The following is a 22,110-nucleotide window of genomic DNA, read 5'->3' as shown; positions in this document are numbered from 1 at the left end:
GATTGATTAGAGAAACTTGTAGACGTCTTCGAGCTGATAGCCCTTGGCGATCATCATGACCTGCAGATGGTAGAGCAGCTGTGCCATCTCTTCCTGGCACTCGGCATCCGACTCATATTCGGCGGCCATCCAGGTTTCAGCGGCCTCTTCGACGAGCTTTTTGCCGATGAAATGGACGCCGCGATCGAGTTCCTCGACGGTGCCGGAGCCAGCGGGACGGGTGGCTGCCTTTTCGGAGAGTTCTGCAAAAAGTGATTCGAAGGTCTTCACCCTGCCAGCCTAGTGCGTGTTCAGTGTGCGTGTTGCGCGGCAATTGCACGCAGCTTCGCAATTTCCTCGGCTGGCTCACCCTTGAATACCGCGGAACCCGCCACGAACGTGTCTGCTCCGGCCTCGAGAGCCATGCCAATTGTGTCTTCGGAGACCCCGCCATCCACCTGAAGCCAGATTTCGGAGTCGTGCTTGCGAGCCCACTCGCGCGCTTGTCGCAGTTTTGGCATCGTCTCGGGCATGAATTTTTGCCCGCCAAAGCCCGGCTCAACGGTCATGATCAGCAATTGATCAAAGTGTTCGAGCAGTTCCTCGATCTGGTTGAACGGCGTGCCCGGGCGCAGTGCCACACCGGCTCGCGCGCCTCGCGCGCGGATGCTGCGCGCGAGTGTGGCGGGTGCCGTCGCCGCCTCGAGGTGGAAGGTGACCGAAAAAACGCCCAGTTCGGCGAATTCCGGTGCCCACCGGTCAGGGTCTTGAATCATCAGGTGCAGGTCTAGCGGAATTGGTGAGACTTCCTGCAGCCGCTCAACCATGGGCTGGCCGAACGTGAGGTTCGGCACAAAATGGTTGTCCATGATGTCCACGTGGGCGGCATCCGCCGTCTTGATGCGATCGAGTTCGCGTTCAAAGTTTGCGAAGTCGGCGGCGAGAATCGAGGGATTAATGCGGGCGGCGGTCATTCGGGTTCCTTCTTATCGGTCTTTCGTAGCAGGGCGAGGAACATGGCGTCAGTCCCGTGACGGTGGGGCCAGAGCTGCAGTGCGTGGCCATCCCCAACGGCAATCCCGCTCAATTCGAGTTCGGGTGCGAGCTGGCGGCAGATGGCGGGCGCGTCAACCACCTCAAGGCCACCGTGACGATATGCGCGACGCACAATGCCAACTGTTTCGGCGGGATGCGGGGAACAGGTCACATAGGCCACCAGGCCGCCCGGGACGACAGCGTTGACGGCTGCCGCGAGGAGTTCTTCCTGCAGCGCGCTGAGTTCGGCGACATCGCTCGGTTGTTTACGCCAGCGCGCTTCCGGTCGACGGCGAAGGGCGCCAAGCCCGGTGCAGGGTGCATCCACCAAAATCCGGTCAAACTGCTCTCTGCCCTTGCCGTATTCACGGCCATCCAGCTCGGTCACCGGCAGCGACTGCTCGTCCCCCAGCACCGCGAGGGCTTGGCGCACCAGCTTTGCCCTTGCCGGTACAACTTCATTCGCGCTGAAGTCTCCGCCCGCGGCGAGCACTTCCGCCGCCAACAGGGCAGATTTACCACCTGGACCGGCACACAAGTCCAGCACTCGTTCACCGGCTTTGAGCGGCTCCGCGCGAGTAAGCGCGAGCGCCACTAATTGCGAACCGGCGTCTTGCACGCGCACGACACCCTCGCGCACTTCTTCGAGGTCGCTCGGGTCACCGCCAGCGAGTTTCATCGCAACCGGTGACGCCGGATCGTCTGTCAACAGTGACGGATGCGCGGCCAGGACCGCTTCGCGCGCGGTTTTCCCAGGCAACGCGGCCAACTGGATTTGCGGCGAGGCATTATTTGCGGCGAGCGCTGCCGTCAGTTCGTCTTCGCGGTGTTCCAAGCTGAGTGCCTCGCGAAGCGCTCGGGCAATCCACAATGGATGCGATTCCAGCACCGCAAGTCGCGCCAGCTCGTCTGGAATGCTTTCGGCCACCCGTGCCTGCCAAGTGCCGGCATCGGCTTCGGAGATCCGTCGGAGGTTCGCATTCACAAAACCGCTGGGACCAACCCCGCCGCGTCGCCGAACCGCGTTGACCGTTTCGTTGACCGCCGCGTGGCTGGCCACCCGGGTCGCGAGCAACTGGTGTGCGCCAAGCTGCAGCGCTGTCCGTGCCAATGCATCCACTTCTGCGATGGGGCGCTTTGCGACTAATTCAACAATCGCGTCGTAATAGCCCGAGCTGCGCAGGGTGCCGTATGTCAGTTCGGTGGCAAGTCCCGCGTCTTCCCGACTGAGATTGGCCTCGCGGAGGCGATGCGGCAGTAGCAGGTTCGCATAGGCATCATCGACGGCGACTGCTATGAGCACATCGAGCGCAACATCGCGGGCTCCGGGCTGTGCGTTCCGACCCTTTGCGCCGCCAGTTTTGTTGCCACCGGAGCGATTAGCTCCCGACCGATTAGCTCCGGAACGATTGCTGCCGGATTTGACTTGCGCAGGCCGTCGGCGACCTCGTTGGCCATTCCCAGCGCTTCCATGCCGCTGTTCCCGATCGCTCATCCCAGGGTCACTTTCTCGTCCTGCACCCCGCGCAGCCAGTCGACTGCCGCCATGGCCCGCTTTCCGGCGGGTTGTACCTCGATGAGTTGCAAAGAACCGCTGCCGCATCCGACGAGCACGGCGCGCTCACGCAGTGCCACTTCACCGGGTGCCAGGTCGTTCGCTTCGGCGAGGGTGACGCGGTGAATCTTAAACCGTTCTCCGTTCCAAGTGGTGGCGGCTCCGGGATCGGGCGTGACCCCGCGGATTTGTGCGTGCAATGCTGCGGCCGTATCCTGCCAGCTAATTTTCCCGTCAGCAGTTTCGAGCTTTGCCGCGTGCGTCGGTTCGCCAGTCTGCGGGGTCGCTGTGGCGCTCCCATCGGCAATCGCTGTCACGGTATTGAGGACATCCTTGACCCCCGCTTCGGCAAGCCGCGCGAGCAATTCGCCGGCCGTTTCGTCCGCTTCGATCGCTACCGCGCGGTTGACGAAGGTGGGGCCGGTGTCGAGCCCAGCTTCGAGCTGAAATACCGCAATGCCACTGTCCGGTTCGCCCGACATGATTGCTCGCTGCACGGGCGCAGCCCCACGCCACTTGGGCAGTTGAGAAAAGTGCAGATTAATCCAGCCGTGCGTCGGGCCGGTCAGTAGCGGCTCGCGAATCAGTCCGCCATAGGCCACGACGACGCCCAGTTCCGGCTCGAGTGCGAGGATTTGCGCGCTCGCCTCGGCATCGATTCGGTTTGCCTTGATAATCGGCAGTTCGAGAGCCGCCGCTCGTGCCGCAACGGGTGACGGGGTGAGACGACGCTTGCGGCCCGTGGGCGCATCCTCCCGGGTAATCACCGCCACAATCTCGTGGCCCGCTGCCACCAGCCCATCGAGCGTGGGCACTGCCGCGTCCGGAGTACCGGCAAAGGCAATTCGCATGAAACCTCCTGGGTTGATTTGATCGTACGCGGCGTCTAGAAGACATCGGTCGCGTCGAGTTTGACGCGCAAGGTGGATGCGGGACTGGGCCGCCCCGCACTCTTCCGTCTCGACGCCGCGGCTCGAGCCACAAGTTCACTCTTGAGGCTAGCGGCGATGTCAGCACCGGCCTTATAAGGGAATCGGATCACCGCGCGCTGCAGGTTGGCGTCTTCTTCGTCCGGCACCGGCCCGAGCACGTGCAGTCCGTTCACTGCGAGATCCCGCAGCCGCCGCAGGGCACTGTCCACTTCCTCCTCGGTGCCACGTATCGTGCCGATACGCACGGCCGGTGGGAACTCCAGCGCGAGCCGTTCGTCGAGCTCATAATCTACAAATCGCTGTTGCTGCCAGTCCCGCAGGGCTTCCAAGGGTGCCGAGGCCGCGCCGGTGACAATTACCGGTGCTCCGTCCGCCGCCAGCGCCGCCGCATTCGACCACGATTGTAAGGCAGCCAGCACGGCATCAAGAGATTCGCGCGCAAGGGCGCCTTCGGTGTCCAGTAGCAGCACCGCACGGTAGCCGTGTTCTGTCACGGGCTCCGCTCCCCTGGTCGAAATCACGAGCGCCGGTTCATCGGGTACTTCGACCAGTCGCTTTTCCCCGTCGGCGGTGAGCACCTTAATTCCCGGAAACGCTCGGCCGAGTTCTTCCGCTGTGCGCTCGTGCCCGACGCTTGCACCCCGCAGTTGTTCGGAGCCGCATTCCGGGCAGTGCCAAGCCGCGTGCAGTTGCCCGCACACGGTACAGTTCGGCACCGCATTGGCGCTGCGTTGACCGAGTGGCCCTTGGCAGTTGGCACAACGAGCCAAAGTGCGACAGCGCGCGCAAGCAAGACCCGGTCGATACCCGGCCCGCCCGACTTGAATCAGCACGGGGCCGGTTTCAGTCCCTGCACGTGCGGCTCGCCAGGCTGCCTCCGGGATACGCGCAGCCTGAGCGTGCGGGTCGTCAGTCATTGTCGCGACCGCGGGGATGATCTTTGGCCGATGCGGAATACGCAGTTGAACTTCTCGCAGCCAGCCGGTTCTCACCAGTCGTCTGGCCTCGAGCGACGGCGAATGACTCGCGAGAATCACTCCGGTGCCTTCAAGTTGGCTGCGCATCAACGCAACCTCACGCGCATGCGCGTACGGCGCGTGTGGTTCCCGGTACGACTCATCCCCGTCGTCCCACATGACAATCAGGCCGAGATCATACGCCGGTGCATAAACCGCCGCTCGGTTGCCGATGATGATCTGCGGAATGGGTTCGAGTGCCCGCAAGAACTCTTCATAACGAGGTTTTGGTTTCAGGCGCCCGTCGAAGAGTCGGATGCGTGACTCCGGCACCCGTTCGCGCAGGGGTCGAAGCGCGAGGTCAAGATCTCGAAAGTCTGGTAGCAGCACCAAGACTGATTTTCCGGATGCGAGGCAACCGGCCGCAATGTCGGCGATCGTCACCAACTGACGCGGTACGCCGTGGGTCATCCCAGTTGCGACGCGAATGGCGACCCGGTTTTCGGGTGTTCCTGCGCACAGCTGCTCGGCGGCGTCCCCGTAGGCGGCGGTCAAGGTTTCGAGATTTGGTGCGACGGGCTCGGGATTCGCAATGCGCTCGGCGCGGACACCATCTTCGTCAAGCAGCCACTCACCCTCGAGCTTTACCGAGCGAGCGGGGATCGCGAGCCGCAACACATCGGACACCGTTCCCGCTTGTCGGTCTGCCACCGCGCGCGCCAGCTGTGCGATTGCCGGGGTGAGTACCCGCGCCGTGGATTCCAGCGAATCGAGCACCGCGAGGCGACCGGAATATTCCGGCGTATGACTGGTTCCAAGCACGAAACCCCGCACTATGCGGCCACCGCTTCGAAGCGGCGCTTTGACACGCATCCCCGGAGCGATCTCGCTGCGGAGTGCGGGTGGGATCTCGTACTCAAAAATCCGGTCGAGCTGCGGCAGCGGTGAGTCCAGCACCACCTTAGCGATGCGCGGCTCGTCTCCGTGCTCGCGCTCAGCCGCTGCCGACTCGCTCGACATTTAGCTCACGGCCGCGCGCAGTGCAGAGACCCGGTCAGTGCGCTCCCAGGTGAACTCGGGCAGTTCCCGGCCGAAATGACCGTATGCGGAGGTCAAGGAATAGATCGGTCGGTTGAGGTCCAAATCGCGGATAATCGCGCCAGGACGCAGGTCAAAGACCTCCTTCACGGCCGCCACAATCTTCTCGGGCTCAATGCTGTGCGTACCAAAGGTTTCGCAGTACAGGCCGACGGGCTCCGCAGACCCAATTGCATACGCAACTTGGAACTCGACACGCTTGGCAAACCCGGCAGCCACGACATTTTTCGCTACCCAGCGCATTGCATAGGCAGCCGAGCGGTCAACCTTGGACGGGTCCTTACCGGAGAATGCACCGCCACCGTGGCGTGCCATACCGCCGTAAGTGTCCACAATGATTTTCCGGCCCGTCAGGCCGGCGTCTGCCGCGGGGCCACCGAGGACAAAGGGGCCGGCAGGATTAATGAAGATCTTGAGCCCGCTCGCATCCAGCGAAATTCGTTCGAGAACCACGTCAATTACCTCACGCTTGATCTCGGTTTCAAGCTGTTCCCGGGACACTTCGGGACCGTGCTGTGTGGACACCACAATGGTCTCCACCGTGCGCGGCACATCACCTTCGTACCCGATCGTGACCTGGGTCTTCCCGTCGGGGCGAAGGTAGCCAAGGATGCCCTGCTTGCGGACCTCTGTGAGTCGTTCCGAAAGGCGGTGGGCCAGCCAAATTGGCAGCGGCATAAGCTCTGCGGTTTCGTCGCTCGCGTACCCGAACATGATGCCCTGGTCGCCGGCGCCGAGCTTGGCAATTTCGTCGGAGTCGAGTTCGTCACGGTGCTGCAGCGAAGTTTCGACACCCGAAGCGATTTCGGCCGACTGTTCCCCAACCGAGACAGAAACCCCGCAAAGGTTACCGTCAAACCCAAAGTCGCTGGAGATGTACCCAATATCGGTAATCACCTTGCGGACAATGCCCGGAATGTCGGCGTAGCCTTCGGTGCGGATTTCACCCGCCACGTGAACCTGTCCGGTCGTCACGAGCGTTTCAACTGCGACGCGGGCATTGGGGTCCTGCTCGAGGAGATTATCGAGAATGCCATCGGAAATCTGATCGCAGATCTTATCCGGGTGGCCTTCGGTCACTGACTCGGAAGTAAAGAGTCGTAGTTCGGTCATTGCGTTTCACTTTCCCTAGGAGTGCGCCGCATCGGCCGAAGCCGACGAGGCGTGGGAGGACTGTTGTGATAATCGGTGTCCGGTTCGGCGGATTTGCTTCCACCGGGTCGAACTACGCGCGTTCGCGCGCGACATCAAGGATTGCATCGGCCACCGACATTTTGTCGCCGACCGCTTCCTTGACAACTTCACCGGAAAGTTTGAGGACCTGTACTTCGGTCTCTTCCCGGCCAAATCCGTGGTTCCACCCGACCCGGTTGAGCACAAGAAAATCGCATCCCTTGCGCTTGACCTTCGCGCGGGCGAGCTCCAAGCGAGCCTGATCGTCTTCTTCGGTCTCGGCCGCAAACCCAATAATGGTTTGCCCGTCAACCCTCGCCGCAACCATATTGCGGAGGATGTCCGGATTCTTCTTGAAGGTCAGGGTGAGCTCTTCCCCCGTGGCTTCCTTCTTGATTTTGCCGGTCTGCACATGCTCGGGCCGAAAGTCTGCGACAGCCGCCGCCATGATAATGGTGTCGTGCCGCGGTGCCAGCTCGGCACAGGCAGCAGCCAGCTGTTCCGCGCTCGACACACGCACCACGTTGACGTTCGCGGGGGCGGGCACCTCAATATTCGCGGCAAGCAAGGTGACATCCGCACCGCGCTCGGCCGCACGCGCCGCCAGCGCGACACCCTGACGCCCAGAAGAACGATTTCCAAGGAAGCGAACCGGGTCAATGGGTTCGCGGGTGCCACCGGCCGTCACGAGAATGTCGCGCCCCACCAAGTCACGCTCGAGTTCCGCATCCTGTCGCTCTCGCGCGCCGCGGCGGGCCGCAGCAAGAATGGCGTTCACGATTTCATCGGTCTCCGCCAATCGTCCGGGCCCCTCATCGGTGCCGGTCAACCGACCCGAATCGGGCCCCACCACTGTCACGCCGCGCTCATCGAGCCGACGGACATTGGTCTGTGTGGCGGGGTGCTGCCACATTTCTGTGTGCATGGCGGGCGCCACGACCACTGGCGCGAGCGACGCAAGAATCGTGTTCGTCAGCAGGTCATCGGCCATACCGATGGAAAGCTTCGCGAGGGTGTTCGCGGTGGCCGGCACCACGGCGATCACGTCCGCGGCCTGGCCGAAAGCGACATGCTGCACCTTCGAAACGTTCTCGAAGAGATCGGTACGAATCGGATTGCGGCTAATCGCCTCAAATGTGGGCGCACCGACAAAGCGCAGGGCCTCTTGCGTGGCGATCACGTCCACGTGGTGACCGAGTAGCACCAAGGAACGGATAACCGAGACAGCCTTGTAGGCCGCGATTCCTCCGGTGACACCAACAACAATGCGCCATGCGGGCGCCTGCGCTGTTTCCGTCATTTCCTGCTATTCAGCTTCTGCAGGGCTGACGGTGTCCTCACCAAAGTCGAGCAAGTCTTCAGCGTCATCGTCTTCAAGGATGATCGCCTCTTCGCGCGGTTCGTGCATCGAGAGCTTGCCTTCGTTGATCTCACGCAGCGCGATGGAAAGCGGCTTGTCGTCAACGTTCGAATCCACGAGCGGACCGACGTTATTGTAAATCGCACCGTCCTGGAGGTCGGTGTAGTAGTCATTGATCTGACGTGCCCGCTTGGACGCAAAAATGACGAGCTGGTATTTATTGTCAACCCGCTCGAGAAGGTCGTCCAAAGGTGGGTCAATAATGCCCTTGGGCTTGTCAATCATGTGGATTCCTCTCACTATCTCAAGTCTTCTCTAAAGCCCATCAGGCGCACAATCTGTTGCGCGGCCTGCGGAACGGAATCGTTCACAACACGAGCGTCAAACTCATCCTGTGCGGCAAGTTCCACCTTGGCGGTTTGGAGCCGTCGTTCCTGTTCTTCGGGAGATTCGGTACCCCGGCCGACGAGTCTATTTACTAGCTCTTCCCAGCTCGGAGGCAATAGAAACACCATTCTAGCCTCTGGCATTTGTTCCTTCACCTGTCGCGCACCCTGGAGATCGATTTCCAGCAGCACAGGTTGCTGCTCAGAAAGCCTTTCCAAGATTGGCCCGCGGGGCGTGCCGTAGCGATAGGAGTTGTGAACGGTGGCGTGTTCGAGCAACTCGTCTTCGGCAATCAGGCGATCAAACTCGCTGTCATCGACGAAGTAGTAATCCTTGCCTTCCACCTCGCCGGGGCGGGGCTTGCGGGTGGTTGCGGAAACCGAAATATGAACCTGCGGGTAGTTATCGCGAATGTACTGCGAGACGGTACCTTTACCCACGGCAGTAGGCCCGGCGAGCACCACCACTCGTGGCGAATCGGGTGAGGATTTCTCCCACTGGTCGAGAAACTCCGCAAGTTTGGTGCGCTGATTTCGGCCCAGTCCGCCGAGGCGTTTGACCGGTGCGATGCCCAGATCGTTCAGGATGCGATCGGTTTTGGTAACCCCGATATGCGGAATCGATCGCAAAAACTGAGTTACGCGCAATGAGGACGCCGCGCTATCACGGTCCTCTGAGGCGGCGAGAACATCGAGAGGCCTAGCGGCGCCGCTCGCGATTCTCGCTTTCACTGCGGCCCGCGCTCGCCGAGCCGCGACCGCCGCACGGGATGCGGCGACGCGGTCGACGGGAGGCGGTTTCTGGTTCATGCAAATGCTGTCTCTAGGGTGGCTAATTGGGTATCGATTGCTCGATCAAGACCATCGTGTCCATCTTCGACCATGGCACGTGAAGAAGTCACAATGACATTGTCTGCTGACTTGCCGAAAATACGCCTAACATCAGCAAAATTTGCTCCCTGGTGACCAAAGCCCGGAGCCAAAATTGGCGTATCCGGCTCGGTCGCGAGGTCATCCACATCGATATCGAGCATTTCCAGGTCGACCGTGGCACCGATCACGACACCGACGGAGCCCTTCGTGCGCCCGTCCGAGTGTTCCCGGTTCCAGCGCGCGGCGCGGGCGGCAATTCCGCCCGCCACCGTACGACCTTCCTGCGAACCGCGAACCCGGCGTGCGGTTTGCACCGACGCCGATTCAGGGTTCGAGGTGGCAGCCAGCACGAAAAGGCCCTTGTGGTACTTTTCGGTCATTTCCAACGGCGGCCGGAAGGTATCGAAACCCTGGTACGGGTTGATCGTCATCGCATCAGCTTCTAGCGGCATGCCCGGGGTCAACCAAGCCTCTGAATACGCTTCCAGCGTGGACCCGACGTCTCCGCGCTTAACATCTGCGATGACGATCAGGCCCGCCGCACGAGCGGCTTCAAAGACGTCTTCCAATACCTTGAACCCCGAGGCCCCAAAGCGCTCATAGAACGCCACCTGAGGCTTCACGATGCCGACACGGTTCTCGAGCTTTTCGATGATCCGCAGCCCGAATTCGTGGGCGCCGACGGCCGATACCGGCAGATTCCATTTTTCGAGCAAGTAGGTGTGCGGGTCAATCCCTACGCAGAGGTGACCGTATCGATCCATGGTGTCCGAGAGTCGCTCACCGAATGAGCGCTCGCCGATGGGAGCTTCTGCAGTAGTCACGCGCTTGCCTTTCGTTGGGCGTGGTAGTCCTGGAGCGAAGTAACTGTGAAGCCATTCTGCATTACCTCGAAGGAGGCCACCGCTGCCTGCAGTTCCGACATCGTCGTAAAGATCGGCAGGTCGGCAGACACTGCCGCGGTACGAATCTCGTAACCGTCACCGCGTGAGGAGCCGCCGGACGACGGGGTGTTAATCACCATGTCGATCTCGCCAGTGTGGATCATGTCAACGATATTGCGCTGACCAGCCGCGTCGGTAGCAGGCTCCCCCTCCTGGGTGAACTTACCCACGAGTTCAGCCTGCACGCCGTGGCGGCCAAGCACCAGCGCGGTGCCTTCGGTTGCGAAAATCTTGAAGCCCAGCTCCACCAAGCGCATCACCGGCGCCACAATGACGCGCTTGTCGCGGTCGTTGACCGAGACGAACACGTTGCCGGACGTCGGCAAGCCCCCGTATGCGGCAAGCTGGCTCTTCGCGAACGCCCGCGGGAAGTCACTGTCGATACCCATAACTTCACCGGTGGAACGCATCTCCGGGGAGAGCAGCGTGTCCACAATCGAACCTTCGAGGGTGCGGAAGCGCTTGAAGGGAAGCACTGCTTCCTTCACCGCGACGGGGGTGTCCAGCGGCTGGAAGGTGCCGTCACCGGTGGTTGGCAGGATCCCCTCGCTCCGCAGATCGGCAATGCTCGCACCGGCCATGACCCGGCTGGCAGCCTTCGCGAGTTGCACACCAAGGGCCTTCGAGACGAACGGGACGGTACGCGAGGCTCGGGGGTTCGCCTCGAGCACGTAGAGTCGACCAGCACCAATCGCGAACTGTACGTTGAGCAGCCCCTTGACGCCGATTCCCTGCGCAATCTTGCGGGTAGCCTCGCGGACCTCACCGAGCACCTTATTCGACAGGGTGATGGCGGGAAGCGTACATGCCGAGTCACCGGAGTGAATACCGGCTTCCTCGATGTGCTCCATGATGCCGCCGATGTAGAGATCGGTGCCGTCGTAGAGCGCGTCCACGTCGATTTCGGTCGCGTCGTCGAGGAAACGGTCCACCAGCAGCGGGTGCGAGGCGCTAATGATCACTTCGCCCTCACTGCGAACGAAGTAATCGTCGAGCTGCGCCGAGTCATAGACAATCTCCATGCCGCGTCCCCCGAGCACGAAACTGGGGCGCACGAGTACTGGGAAGCCGATACGCTCGGCTACCTCGTGTGCACTCGCACGATCGGTGGCGGTGCCATTGGCAGGCGCGGCGAGTCCAGCGTCATCAAGAATCTTTGAGAACAGGCCACGCTCTTCGGCAAGATCGATGGCGCTGGGGCTGGTGCCGAGAATCGGCACGCCCGCAGCCTCTAGCCCCTTCGCGAGACCGAGTGCGGTCTGGCCACCGAGCTGCACGATTACACCGAGCAGCTCACCGTTCGCGCGCTCGACATCCACGATTTCCAGCACGTCTTCGAGCGTCAGCGGTTCGAAGTAGAGACGATCCGAGGTGTCATAGTCGGTCGAGACCGTCTCGGGGTTGCAGTTGACCATGATGGTCTCGAAGCCTGCTTCCGAAAGGGCAAAGGATGCGTGCACACACGAGTAGTCGAATTCAATACCCTGTCCGATGCGGTTGGGGCCGGCACCGAGGATGATGATCTTCTGACGGTCCGAGGCTTCCACCTCGGTCTCCTGGTCATAGCTCGAGTAGTGGTACGGCGTAAAGGCCGGGAATTCGCCCGCGCAGGTGTCCACCGTCTTGTAGACGGGACGCACGCCGGCGTTGCGACGAATCGCACGCACTTCGCCTTCCTCGAGCCCACGCAGTTCCGCGATCTGCGCATCCGAGAAACCGTGGCCCTTCGCGATCCGCAGGGTCGGCGCATCCAGCCCCTCGGCGGCCTTGATCAACTCGGCGACCTCGTTGATCAGCACGATCTGGTCAAGGAACCAGGGATCGATCTTCGTCGATTCGAAGACCTGCTCAACCGTGGCGCCCTTGGCGAGTGCCTTCTGGACATCCACGATGCGACCATCGGTCGGGATCTTCATCGACTCGAGGAGCTCCTCCACGGAGCGCGAGTCTTCCACCCAGGTGAAGGAGGAGCCACGCTTTTCGAGCGAACGCAGCGCCTTCTGCAGCGCCGTGGTGAAGTTACGACCCAGCGACATTGCCTCACCCACCGACTTCATGGTGGTGGTGAGGACGGGGTCTGCAGCCGGGAACTTCTCGAAGTTGAAGCGCGGCACCTTCACGACGGTGTAGTCGATCGAGGGTTCAAAGCTTGCCGGGGTGACCTTGGTGATGTCGTTCGCGATTTCATCGAGGCGGTAGCCCAGTGCGAGCTTGGCCGCCATCTTGGCAATCGGGAAGCCGGTGGCCTTCGAAGCAAGCGCAGAGGAGCGGGATACACGCGGGTTCATTTCGATCACGATCACACGACCGTCGACCGGGTTCACAGCAAACTGAATATTGCAGCCACCGGTGTCTACACCCACTTCGCGAATGATCGCGATTCCCACGTCACGCAGGTGCTGGTATTCAACATCGGTGAGCGTCAGTGCCGGGGCAACCGTGATCGAGTCACCGGTGTGAACGCCCACGGGGTCGACATTCTCAATCGAGCAGATTACGACCGTGTTGTCCGAGTTATCGCGCATGAGCTCGAGCTCATACTCTTTCCAACCCAGGATGGATTCTTCCAGCAGCACCTCGGAGGTCGGCGAAGACAGCAGACCATCCTCGACGATGCGCATGAGTTCTGCCTCGGTGTAGGCGAAGCCCGAGCCGAGCCCACCCATAGTGAACGAGGGGCGCACAACCAAGGGATAGCCGAGTTCGGCGGCGTACTGCTTGGCCTCTTCCGGAGTCTTCGCGATGAAAGAGCGAGCCGATTCGGCACCGCACTTTTCGACAACTTCCTTGAATTCCTGACGGTCTTCGCCTCGGCGAATCGCATCCACCTTCGCACCGATGAGCTCGACATCGTATTTCGCGAGGATGCCGAGTTCATCGAGTTTCATCGCCGCGTTGAGCGCGGTCTGGCCACCAAGGGTAGGCAGAATTGCATCCGGCTTTTCCTTGATGATGATCGCTTCGATCGCTTCGGGAGTGATCGGTTCCACGTAGGTGGCATCCGCGAAGTCTGGGTCGGTCATGATGGTGGCCGGGTTGGAGTTCACCAGGATGACCCGGACGCCGTCTTCGCGGAGCACGCGGCAGGCTTGGGTTCCGGAGTAGTCAAACTCGGCGGCCTGGCCGATCACGATCGGACCGGAGCCGATCACGAGAACACTGTTGATATCTGAGCGCTTAGGCATAAGTGTGTGGGCTCCTACTACTTCTCGGACTTCTTTGCGGACGCTTCGAGCACCATGTCGCGGAAGCGATCGAATAGCGGTGCGGCGTCGTGCGGGCCGGATGCGGCCTCGGGGTGGAACTGCACGGAGAATGCGGGGATGTCGAGGCAGCGGATGCCTTCAACAACCTGGTCGTTCAGACCGATGTGGCTGACCTCTACGCGGCCGAAGCCCGTGGGTGAGTCCACGGTTTCGTCAAGTGGTACATCCACCGCGAAACCGTGGTTCTGCGAGGTGATCTCTACGCGGTTCGTGGCGGTGTCACGTACCGGCTGGTTGACCCCGCGGTGGCCGAAGGGCAGCTTGTAGGTTCCGAAACCAAGGGCACGACCAAGCAGCTGATTGCCGAAGCAGATGCCCATGAACGGGTAGCCCTCGCGCAGCAGCTCCTGCAATAGCGTCACCTGGGCGTCATTCGCCTGAGGGTCGCCCGGACCATTCGAGTAGAAGACGGCGTCGACGTCGAGTGCGCGCACTTGCTCTGCGGTGACATCAGCCGGCAGTACGTGAACATCAAAGCCGCGGGTGGTGAGGTTCCACGGGGTGGCACGCTTCACGCCGAGGTCGATCAACGCGACCGAACCGATCGCCTCGCCCTCGGTGGTGTGTTCGAGGAGGTACGCCTCTTTCGTGGTCACGACATCCGAGAGGTATTGGCCCGCCATCGAGGGCTGTGCCTTGACCTTCTCGAGTTGCGCATCCGCGTCCTGCCCGTATGCCTCGCCCGAGAAAACGCCACCGCGCATCGCACCAGCGTTACGAATTCGACGGGTCAGCGCACGCGTGTCCACATCGCAGATACCGACGATACCTTCGGCCTGTAGGGCGCTTTCGAGGTCTCCCTCGGCGCGGAAGTTCGACACCACTCGGCTGGCGTCACGGACGACATAACCGGCAACCCAGAACTTGTCGGATTCCATGTCTTGCTGGTTTACACCGGTGTTGCCGATGTGCGGCGCAGTCTGGACGACGATCTGGCCCGCGTAGCTGGGGTCAGAAAGTGTCTCTTGGTAGCCGGTCATGCCGGTGGTGAACACGACTTCGCCAAGACGCTCACCGGTGGCACCGTAGGCGAAGCCTTCGTAACGGGTACCGTCTTCAAGAACGAGTACGGCGGGTTCGGTGCGGATCATTTGTGCTCCTCACGGGTTGCGTTGGAAAGATCAGAAATATTGGTGATGGCTTCGAGGAGTTCTGCTCGAGCACTGGGGTTCACGACTCGGATGAAGGTCTCGACTGAGTGTTCCGGGCCGATATTCCATTGCACTGCGATGAGTCCATTCGGCTCAACAGCACGGTCGATTGTTGCCTGGGTGCGCGCAACGAGTGTGATGGCATCGCTGGGGATGAAGAATGGGCGCTCGCCGGTCACCCCAATCGCAACACCACTGGGGTGAACTTCGATCACGGCACGGCCTCGGTATGCCAGTGGTCGCACGGCGATGCGGTTGAGTGCATTGCCCGTTACGGAAGTGGCGACGTAGTGTGCGTCGTCCACGGCGAAGCTCGGCTCGCTAAGGTGCTCTGGAAGCTCGGGGGCTGGTGGGATGCTCACCTGACGGCGGCGTCGTCGGTTCCATCCCAGCCACATTGCGCCAACGATGATGGCGATGCCAAGGATGATGCCAACGGTCCACACAATGGGTCCCATGTATTAGAGCTCTCTTTCAGCGAGGCGGTTGCGGTTCGCGCGCGCCACTTCTTCTTCGGATACCGGGGTGCCGGCTCGAAGGGTTGGGGTTCCCCGGTACACGGTGTATTCCACCGATCCGGGAAGTTCCAGGCCAAGGTAGGGCGAATTAATCGATTTCCCGGCAAGATCCTGTTCGGTAAACACACTCGAGGTTTCGGCGTCGTAGAGCACGATATTGGCGAGTTCCCCTTCGGCAAGCGGACGACCGGCTTCCGGGGCAACACCAATTCTCGCAGGTGTTTCGCTCATCACCCGCGCAACACCGCGCCAATCCAACAGACCCGTGTTCACCATCGTCGCGTGCACGATGCGCAGCGCTGATTCGAGGCCAACCATGCCCATCGCGGCGTGGTCCCACTCTTTTTGTTTGCTGTCAATTGGGTGGGGTGCGTGGTCGGTGCCCACCACGTCAATCGTGCCGTCGGCGAGTGCTTCTCGCAGCGAGATGACGTCGGCTTCGGTCCGCAGGGGTGGGTTTACCTTGAAGCGCGCGTCGAAGCCGCGCACCTTTTCTTCGGTGAGCAGCAGGTGGTGCGGCGTGACCTCGGCGGTGATTTTGATCCCGCGAGCCTTGGCGAAGCGCACGATGTCCACTGCCGTTGCGGTCGAGAGGTGGCACACGTGCACCCGCGAATCGACCTGCTCCGCGAGCAGCGCATCCCGCGCGATGATTGAAGTCTCGGCAACCTCGGGCCAGCCGCCCAGGCCAAGTTCGGCAGACAACGAACCCTCGTTCATTTGCGCACCGACGGTGAGCTTTGGGTCCTGTGCGTGTTGGGCTACGACGCCGCCGAAGGCTTTGACGTATTCGAGTGCCCGGCGCATGATGAGCGGGTCGAATACGCAGTGGCCGTCATCGGAGAACACGCGCACCTGTGCGCGCGAGTCTGCCATCGAGCCGAGTTCGGCAAGGTGCTCCCCCGCTTGTCCGACGGTGACCGCACCGATCGGCTGGACATCCGCATAACCGGCTTCCCGGCCGAGGGCCCACACCGTTTCTACAACCCCAGCGGTGTCCTGTACCGGGCTCGTGTTCGGCATCGCGAAGATGGTCGTGAAGCCACCCTTGGCGGCGGCACGGCTACCGCTGAGGACGGTCTCGGAGGACTCAAAGCCGGGTTCGCGCAGGTGCACGTGCAGGTCGACGAGACCGGGCAGTGCGATAAGCCCCTGCCCTTCGATCACCTCGGCACCCTCCGGCGCCTCGATCGTGCCAGTCGCAGCGATCTTCGCGATGCGCTCGCCCTCGATCAGAATGTCGCGCGGTTCTTCGCCATAGGGCTGGGCACCACGAATCAGAATCGTGCTCATGCTCGTCCTTCGTTCTCGTTCGAACAGAGCAGGTAGAGCGCTGCCATACGCACACTCACACCGTTTGCGACCTGTTCTAACACAGTGGATTGGGGGGAATCAGCCGCCGCACTCGAAATCTCGAGGCCTCGGTTCATGGGTCCTGGGTGCATTACCACCGAGTTCTCCGGGAGTCGACGCAGTCGCGCTTCGCTCAGGCCCCAACGGCGGGCATACTCCCGGGTGTGAGGGAAGAAGGCGTCTTGCATTCTTTCGGCCTGGATGCGCAATAGCATGACCGCGTCGGGCTGCTCGCGCAGCACCGCATCGAGGTCATAGCTCGTTTCGGCGGGCCAGTGTGCGGTCGTCGAAGGGATGAGCGTCGGTGGGCCGACCAGGGTCACTTTCGCACCGAGGGTATTGAGCAGCCAGACGTTCGATCGCGCGACCCGCGAGTGAAGGATGTCGCCGACAATCACCACGTGCGCGCCGTTCAGGTCTTTCCCACGGGATGCGTTGCCGTGCAGTCGTCGACGCAGGGTGAAGGCATCGAGGAGCGCCTGGGTGGGATGCTCGTGCTGGCCGTCACCGGCATTGAGAATCGGCGTGTTAATCCAGCCGCGCTCCGCGAGCATTTGCGGTGCACCCGAAGAAGGATGCCGAATCACGACGGCATCGGCACCAATTGCGTGCAGTGTCTGAGCCGTGTCTTTCAGGGATTCACCCTTGGAGACCGAGGAACCCTTCGCGGCGAAGTTAATCACGTCCGCGCTCAGCCGCTTTTCGGCGGCTTCGAACGAGATCCGCGTGCGAGTTGAATCCTCATAGAAGAGGTTGACCACGGTGATGCCGCGCAGCGCGGGAAGCTTCTTGACCGCACGTTCCTGGGTGGCGGCCATATCCTCGGCCGTGTCCAACAGCAGGAGTGCCTCTTCGCGAGTGAGTTCAGCGGTCGAAATCAGGTGTTTCATTGTGCCCCTCGCGGTGTCGAATCGTCACTCTCACCCTGCTGGTCACGGATGATGACGCGGTCCTCTCCGCCATCAACTTCGACAAGTTCCACGGCGATGCGTTCGCTGCGTGCCGAAGGCAGATTCTTCCCCACGAAATCAGCTCGGATTGGGAGCTCTCGGTGACCACGGTCGACGAGAACCGCGAGCTGAACCTTCCGGGGTCGGCCAATGTCGCTGATCGCGTCGAGCGCCGCACGAATGGTTCGCCCCGAGTAGAGCACGTCGTCGACGAGCACCACCGTCTTGTCGTCAATACCATCCGTGGGGATCGACGTGGGGTGAGATTCGGTGAGCGGTCGACGACGCAGGTCGTCCCGGTACATCGTGATGTCAAGCATCCCGACCGAGCCCTGCGTGTCGAAGCCGCTGCCTTCAAGCGAGCCAATGGCGCGAAGGTTTTCGCCGAGTCGCTTCGCGAGTGGCACACCGCGAGTCGGGATTCCGAGCAATACGACGTTCTCGGTACCCTGGTTCGCTTCGATGATTTGGTGGGCAATGCGCATGAGTGCGCGCGAAATGTCGCCGGGTTGGAGCACGATACGCTCAACCACAGTGACCCCCTTCCCCGCCTCTCTGGACGGCATTAAAGGATGAGTCTGTACGGGTTTTAGCCTAGCACTGCGCCGGAGATCTCCGGCTCAGCCAACGTGTCGGTCCGCAATGCGGCCGAGCACGCCGTTAATGAATCGACTGGAATCCTCCGTGGAATATTCCGTGGCGCTGGAGACCGCCTCCGCGATGGCAACGGCATTCGGAACATCCGCGTTATATCGGATCTCCCACACGCCGATGCGCAGAATTGCACGATCGACTCGCGGCATGCGTTCGAGGCGCCAGTCGCGGGAAGTGGATTCGAGCTCGGCGTCAATGTCATCGAGGTGCTCTGCCACCCCGGCAACGATTTGCCGGGCGTAGCGCCAGGACGCTTCTCGTTCGGGTTCATTGGCTGCGCGAACCTGTTCGTCCGCAAGCACCTCGGCGAGTTCTCGCTCGACGAGGTCCGCCTGAAACAGCATATCCAGCGCGCGCTTGCGCGCCTTAGTACGTGCGCTCACTAGTCGTTCACACGACCGAGGTAGTCACCGGTACGAGTGTCGACCTTCACTCGGGTGCCCTGGTTCACGAACAACGGCACCTGAATCTCAGCACCGGTCTCGAGGGTCGCGGGCTTCGTGCCGGCGTTCGAACGGTCGCCCTGCAGGCCCGGCTCCGTGTAGGTGATTTCGAGTACGACCGAGGGCGGCATTTCTACATAGAGGGGGTTGCCCTCGTACATTGCAATCTGCACTTGCTGCTGCTCGAGCATGTAGTTCGCGGCGTCACCGACCGTGGCAGCGGGGACCGTGAGCTGGTCATAGTCCTTCACGTCCATGAACACGAAGTCTTCGCCGTCCTGGTACAGGTACTGGAAGTCGCGGCGATCAACGGTGGCCGTCTCAATCTTCGCGCCCGCGTTGAAGGTACGGTCCACGGTCTTGCCCTGCACGACGTTCTTCAGCTTCGTGCGGACGAATGCGCCACCCTTGCCGGGCTTGACGTGCTGGAACTCAACTACCTGCCAGAGCTGGCCGTCGATGATCATGACGATGCCGTTTTTGATGTCGGCGGTGGTTGCCATGTGATATGTCCTTTCGATTTAAGACGTTTTAGCTTAGCGCGGCGCGGTCGGCCGTCGCTTAGGAAGCGATTTCTTGGTAGGCAGCAAACAGTAGCGACTCGTCGGGGGCCTGCATGATGGCGGGCTTACCGATAGCATCGAGCACCACAAATCGCAGCATGGCTCCGCGGGCCTTCTTGTCACGCTTCATGGTCGACAGGAGCGTCGGCCAGCGTCCGGCGGGGTACTGCGTCGGCAATCCGAGGAGCTCAAGGATGCGAGTGTGTCGGTCCGCTTCCTCATCCGTCAGCCTGCCCGACAGCCGCGCGAGTTCGGCGACGAACCGCATCCCGACCGCGACGGCCGCCCCGTGGCGCCACTGGTATCGCTCGGAATGTTCGATGGCATGGCCCAGCGTGTGCCCATAGTTGAGCATTTCACGCCCGCCCTGCTCGGTAAGGTCGTCGCTGGTCACCTGCAGTTTGTAGCGAATGGCAATCTCGAGGATGCGGCGAAACTCTTCCGAGTTCGGGTCGGTGGCCTTCTGCGGGTCGGCTTCAATGAGGTCGAGAATCTCGTGATCGTGAATGAAGCCAACCTTGAGCGCCTCGGTGAAGCCGGTGACGAGCTCATTGCGTGGCAATGCCGCGAGCGAGTCGAGGTCCACCACCACACCGGCAGGCGGGTAGAAGGCGCCGACGAGGTTCTTACCCTCGTTGGTGTTTACCCCGGTCTTGCCACCAATCGAGGCGTCCACCATGGCGAGCACCGTGGTGGGCACGTGGACGACTTTCACGCCGCGCAGCCAGGATGCGGCAGTCCAGCCCGCAAGGTCGGTGACCGCTCCCCCGCCAATCGCGAGAATGGCATCCGACCGCGTGAAATCCGACTGGCCCATGATCTGCCAGAGGAATTCGGCGACCTGCACCCGCTTCGCGCTTTCGGCATCCGGAACCTCGGCCATCAGCACGCGACGGTACTTCGGGGCGAGCAACGCCCGAACGTCCTCAGAAATGGCGCCGAGCGTCGGTTGGTGGACGATCAGGAGCTGTTCAACCTTGTCCCCGAGCAGTTCCGGAAGGATTTCGTCGAGCTTGGTGATGAGCCCGCGACCGACGAGCACCGGCCCGTGGTCTCCTTCGGTTTCCAGCGTTAGGTAGTCAGTCAACAAACTCTCCCGGTTCCGTATCTTCTGCGGTCATTTCTTCGTCAGTGGCCTTGGCAATCAATGGCGAGTCGATCTCTTTGAGGAAGCGACGGACATCGTTGACCACTTGCCACATCGGGCGGAAACTTGTGTCGATCGTGATGTCTGCAAGTCGCTCGTAGATTTCCTTGCGCGAGTTATAGGTCGCAACCCAGGAATCGATCCCGTTCAACAACGGACGATTGGTCTTTCCGCTGATGCGTTCCTCAATGGCTTTCGGATTGGCCACCAGCAGAACTACGTCGTGCTCGGAGGAAGACAGTTCAGCCTGCGTGTCCTCGTTCAGGATCGCCCCACCGCCGAGTGAGACCACTTCAAACTCGCGCAGTGCGGACGCGACAACTTCCCGTTCCAGGCGTCGGAATTCCGCTTCCCCTTCACGCGGCATGAATTCGTGAATGGCACCGTGCTCGCGTGAAAACAGTTTGTCGGTGTCAGCGAAGGTTGCGTCAAGCCGACGGGCAATCCGTTTCCCGGCGCGGGATTTCCCGGCCGCGGGCGGCCCGATGAAGACGAGACTCATACCTTCCACTCACTTCGCGAGTCACCCATGCTGGTGTCCTCGATCGTGTCCAACTCGAGGCTGCTCGGGTCGACGAGCTCTTCGCTCGTTTGCAGCGTCGAGGGGATGGCTGCGAGGAAGCTGTCGATATTGCGCTGCACTTCAGCGAGTGAGTCACCGCCGAATTTTTCCAGGAGTGAGTTGGCGAGCACGAGTGCGACCATGGCCTCTGCCACCACCCCGGATGCCGGTACGGCGCAGACGTCGGAGCGCTGGTGGAAAGCGGTAGCATTCTCCCCGGTGGCGACGTCCACGGTGTGTAGGGCATGCGGAACGGTCGCGATGGGCTTCATTCCCACTCGCGCGCGCAGCACGGTGCCGGTGGTCATGCCGCCTTCGATTCCGCCAGCGCGGTCGGCGGAGCGGTGAATTTTGCCGTCCACGGCGTAGAGCGGGTCGTGTGCCTGCGAACCGGGTCGGCGGGTGGTCTCGAGACCGTCGCCGATCTCAACGGACTTGATCGCCTGGATGCTCATGAGCGCGCCGGCCAACCGGGAGTCGAGTCGGCGGTCCCAGTGCACATAGGAGCCGATTCCGGGAGGAAGTCCGTAGACGAGTACTTCCGTGACACCGCCGATGGTGTCGCCGCTGTGGCGGGTTTCGTCGATTTTGGTCACCATGGCAGCCGAGGTTTCCGCATCGAGGCAGCGAACCGGATCTTTGTCCAAGTAGTCCACGTCATCAGGCACCGGCCAGGCGGCGTCTTCGGGTGCGCGCACGTCACCAATTGCCAGAGTGTGGCTCACGGTGCGGATGCCGAGTTCAGCCAAGAATTTCTTCGCCACCGCACCGAGTGCGACGCGGGCTGCGGTCTCGCGGGCGCTGGCCCGTTCGAGAGCTGGACGAGCCTCATCAAAGCCGTACTTCTGCATGCCGACAAGGTCGGCGTGACCGGGACGAGGACGCGTGAGTCGACGACCGCGGCCGGTTTCGAAGACCTCCTCGCCAACCGGTTCGGGGCTCATCACTTCGGTCCACTTGGGCCACTCGGTGTTCTGGATGCGGATACCGACGGGCGAACCGATCGTATACCCGTGCCGGATACCGCTCGAGAGCGTGATTTCGTCCTGTTCAAACTTCATTCGACCGCCTCGGCCATAGCCGAGCTTGCGTCGAGCGAGGTCTGCCTGGATATCCGAAATTGAGATCGGAACACCGGCGGGAACGCCTTCTAGGAGCGCGAGTAGTTCGGGGCCATGTGATTCCCCCGCAGTAAGCCAACGAAGCATTCGC

Annotated in this window: 21 protein-coding genes; all 21 read right to left on the bottom strand. The window is 61.7% G+C overall.

What is annotated here, in order from left to right; translation table 11 throughout:
- Window positions 1-6: 6 nt before the first annotated feature.
- The 21 genes from F8O05_RS04670 to aroC all read right to left on the bottom strand — a co-directional run bounded on the left by F8O05_RS04670 (window position 7) and on the right by aroC (window position 22,106).
- The gene (locus F8O05_RS04670) at window positions 7-270 is read right to left on the bottom strand and encodes a phosphoribosyl-ATP diphosphatase (protein WP_158051589.1); all 264 of its coding nucleotides are present in this window, start codon (window positions 268-270) and stop codon (window positions 7-9) included.
- 20 nt (window positions 271-290) lie between these two features.
- The gene (rpe, locus tag F8O05_RS04665; RefSeq protein ID WP_158051588.1) at window positions 291-953 is read right to left on the bottom strand and encodes a ribulose-phosphate 3-epimerase; all 663 of its coding nucleotides are present in this window, start codon (window positions 951-953) and stop codon (window positions 291-293) included.
- Window positions 950-2,509, bottom strand: coding sequence for an RsmB/NOP family class I SAM-dependent RNA methyltransferase (locus F8O05_RS04660; RefSeq protein ID WP_158051587.1), 1,560 nt, complete (start codon window positions 2,507-2,509; stop codon window positions 950-952). The genes rpe and F8O05_RS04660 overlap by 4 nt, the downstream gene beginning before the upstream one ends.
- Entirely contained in the window at window positions 2,506-3,420 is a 915-nt protein-coding gene (gene fmt / locus F8O05_RS04655; RefSeq protein ID WP_158051586.1) for a methionyl-tRNA formyltransferase, read from the bottom strand. The genes F8O05_RS04660 and fmt overlap by 4 nt, the downstream gene beginning before the upstream one ends.
- A 35-nt stretch (window positions 3,421-3,455) precedes the next feature.
- The gene (locus F8O05_RS04650; RefSeq protein WP_158051585.1) at window positions 3,456-5,477 is read right to left on the bottom strand and encodes a primosomal protein N' family DNA-binding protein; all 2,022 of its coding nucleotides are present in this window, start codon (window positions 5,475-5,477) and stop codon (window positions 3,456-3,458) included.
- Entirely contained in the window at window positions 5,478-6,668 is a 1,191-nt protein-coding gene (gene metK, locus F8O05_RS04645; protein WP_158051584.1) for a methionine adenosyltransferase, read from the bottom strand.
- A gap of 112 nt (window positions 6,669-6,780) precedes the next feature.
- The gene (gene coaBC / locus F8O05_RS04640) at window positions 6,781-8,028 is read right to left on the bottom strand and encodes a bifunctional phosphopantothenoylcysteine decarboxylase/phosphopantothenate--cysteine ligase CoaBC (RefSeq protein WP_158051583.1); all 1,248 of its coding nucleotides are present in this window, start codon (window positions 8,026-8,028) and stop codon (window positions 6,781-6,783) included.
- Window positions 8,029-8,034: 6 nt separating this feature from the next.
- Window positions 8,035-8,373 carry a DNA-directed RNA polymerase subunit omega gene (rpoZ, locus tag F8O05_RS04635; protein WP_158051582.1) on the bottom strand — a complete coding sequence of 113 codons (339 nt, stop codon included), beginning with the start codon at window positions 8,371-8,373 and terminating at the stop codon, window positions 8,035-8,037.
- Between the two features lie 14 nt (window positions 8,374-8,387).
- Entirely contained in the window at window positions 8,388-9,284 is an 897-nt protein-coding gene (gene gmk, locus F8O05_RS04630; protein ID WP_158051581.1) for a guanylate kinase, read from the bottom strand.
- Window positions 9,281-10,171 (bottom strand): orotidine-5'-phosphate decarboxylase, encoded by an 891-nt coding sequence (gene pyrF / locus F8O05_RS04625; RefSeq protein WP_225735732.1) that lies wholly within the window; start codon window positions 10,169-10,171, stop codon window positions 9,281-9,283. The genes gmk and pyrF overlap by 4 nt, the downstream gene beginning before the upstream one ends.
- Complete coding sequence (carB, locus tag F8O05_RS04620) at window positions 10,168-13,476, bottom strand: carbamoyl-phosphate synthase large subunit (RefSeq protein ID WP_158051580.1); 3,309 nt, start codon at window positions 13,474-13,476, stop codon at window positions 10,168-10,170. Before carB ends, pyrF begins: the two co-directional genes overlap by 4 nt.
- A 17-nt stretch (window positions 13,477-13,493) precedes the next feature.
- Entirely contained in the window at window positions 13,494-14,648 is a 1,155-nt protein-coding gene (gene carA / locus F8O05_RS04615) for a glutamine-hydrolyzing carbamoyl-phosphate synthase small subunit (RefSeq protein ID WP_158051579.1), read from the bottom strand.
- Window positions 14,645-15,166 (bottom strand): PH-like domain-containing protein, encoded by a 522-nt coding sequence (locus F8O05_RS04610; protein WP_158051578.1) that lies wholly within the window; start codon window positions 15,164-15,166, stop codon window positions 14,645-14,647. Before F8O05_RS04610 ends, carA begins: the two co-directional genes overlap by 4 nt.
- A gap of 3 nt (window positions 15,167-15,169) precedes the next feature.
- Window positions 15,170-16,519: a dihydroorotase gene (locus tag F8O05_RS04605; RefSeq protein WP_158051577.1), complete on the bottom strand. Its 1,350-nt coding sequence runs from the start codon at window positions 16,517-16,519 to the stop codon at window positions 15,170-15,172.
- The gene (locus tag F8O05_RS04600) at window positions 16,516-17,469 is read right to left on the bottom strand and encodes an aspartate carbamoyltransferase catalytic subunit (protein WP_158051576.1); all 954 of its coding nucleotides are present in this window, start codon (window positions 17,467-17,469) and stop codon (window positions 16,516-16,518) included. Before F8O05_RS04600 ends, F8O05_RS04605 begins: the two co-directional genes overlap by 4 nt.
- Window positions 17,466-18,062 (bottom strand): bifunctional pyr operon transcriptional regulator/uracil phosphoribosyltransferase PyrR, encoded by a 597-nt coding sequence (gene pyrR, locus F8O05_RS04595; protein ID WP_225735731.1) that lies wholly within the window; start codon window positions 18,060-18,062, stop codon window positions 17,466-17,468. Before pyrR ends, F8O05_RS04600 begins: the two co-directional genes overlap by 4 nt.
- Window positions 18,063-18,149: 87 nt before the next feature.
- A complete protein-coding gene (nusB, locus tag F8O05_RS04590) occupies window positions 18,150-18,566 on the bottom strand; it encodes a transcription antitermination factor NusB (protein ID WP_158051574.1) in 417 nt (138 codons plus the stop codon).
- Entirely contained in the window at window positions 18,566-19,129 is a 564-nt protein-coding gene (gene efp / locus F8O05_RS04585; protein ID WP_158051573.1) for an elongation factor P, read from the bottom strand. The genes nusB and efp overlap by 1 nt, the downstream gene beginning before the upstream one ends.
- 58 nt (window positions 19,130-19,187) lie before the next feature.
- A complete protein-coding gene (aroB, locus tag F8O05_RS04580) occupies window positions 19,188-20,276 on the bottom strand; it encodes a 3-dehydroquinate synthase (RefSeq protein ID WP_158051572.1) in 1,089 nt (362 codons plus the stop codon).
- Entirely contained in the window at window positions 20,269-20,838 is a 570-nt protein-coding gene (locus tag F8O05_RS04575; RefSeq protein ID WP_158051571.1) for a shikimate kinase, read from the bottom strand. The genes aroB and F8O05_RS04575 overlap by 8 nt, the downstream gene beginning before the upstream one ends.
- Window positions 20,835-22,106, bottom strand: coding sequence for a chorismate synthase (gene aroC / locus F8O05_RS04570; RefSeq protein WP_158051570.1), 1,272 nt, complete (start codon window positions 22,104-22,106; stop codon window positions 20,835-20,837). The genes F8O05_RS04575 and aroC overlap by 4 nt, the downstream gene beginning before the upstream one ends.
- Between the last annotated feature and the right edge of the window lie 4 nt (window positions 22,107-22,110).

The sequence above is a fragment of the Gulosibacter chungangensis genome (genome assembly GCF_008831155.1).
Classification (GTDB): Bacteria; Actinomycetota; Actinomycetes; order Actinomycetales; family Microbacteriaceae; genus Gulosibacter; species Gulosibacter chungangensis.
This window is presented reverse-complemented; position numbering and strand designations above follow the sequence as displayed.

Bases quoted from the DNA above. Each gene is read 5' to 3' on its own strand.
- rpe (WP_158051588.1), bottom strand. From the start codon at position 953: ATGACCGCCGCCCGCATTAATCCCTCGATTCTCGCCGCCGACTTCGCA.
- F8O05_RS04660 (WP_158051587.1), bottom strand. From the start codon at position 2,509: ATGAGCGATCGGGAACAGCGGCATGGAAGCGCTGGGAATGGCCAACGA.
- fmt (WP_158051586.1), bottom strand. From the start codon at position 3,420: ATGCGAATTGCCTTTGCCGGTACTCCGGACGCGGCAGTGCCCACGCTC.
- F8O05_RS04650 (WP_158051585.1), bottom strand. From the start codon at position 5,477: ATGTCGAGCGAGTCGGCAGCGGCTGAGCGCGAGCACGGAGACGAGCCG.
- metK (WP_158051584.1), bottom strand. From the start codon at position 6,668: ATGACCGAACTACGACTCTTTACTTCCGAGTCAGTGACCGAAGGCCAC.
- coaBC (WP_158051583.1), bottom strand. From the start codon at position 8,028: ATGACGGAAACAGCGCAGGCGCCCGCATGGCGCATTGTTGTTGGTGTC.
- rpoZ (WP_158051582.1), bottom strand. From the start codon at position 8,373: ATGATTGACAAGCCCAAGGGCATTATTGACCCACCTTTGGACGACCTT.
- gmk (WP_158051581.1), bottom strand. From the start codon at position 9,284: ATGAACCAGAAACCGCCTCCCGTCGACCGCGTCGCCGCATCCCGTGCG.
- carB (WP_158051580.1), bottom strand. From the start codon at position 13,476: ATGCCTAAGCGCTCAGATATCAACAGTGTTCTCGTGATCGGCTCCGGT.
- carA (WP_158051579.1), bottom strand. From the start codon at position 14,648: ATGATCCGCACCGAACCCGCCGTACTCGTTCTTGAAGACGGTACCCGT.
- F8O05_RS04610 (WP_158051578.1), bottom strand. From the start codon at position 15,166: ATGGGACCCATTGTGTGGACCGTTGGCATCATCCTTGGCATCGCCATC.
- F8O05_RS04605 (WP_158051577.1), bottom strand. From the start codon at position 16,519: ATGAGCACGATTCTGATTCGTGGTGCCCAGCCCTATGGCGAAGAACCG.
- F8O05_RS04600 (WP_158051576.1), bottom strand. From the start codon at position 17,469: ATGAAACACCTGATTTCGACCGCTGAACTCACTCGCGAAGAGGCACTC.
- efp (WP_158051573.1), bottom strand. From the start codon at position 19,129: ATGGCAACCACCGCCGACATCAAAAACGGCATCGTCATGATCATCGAC.
- F8O05_RS04575 (WP_158051571.1), bottom strand. From the start codon at position 20,838: ATGAGTCTCGTCTTCATCGGGCCGCCCGCGGCCGGGAAATCCCGCGCC.
- aroC (WP_158051570.1), bottom strand. From the start codon at position 22,106: ATGCTTCGTTGGCTTACTGCGGGGGAATCACATGGCCCCGAACTACTC.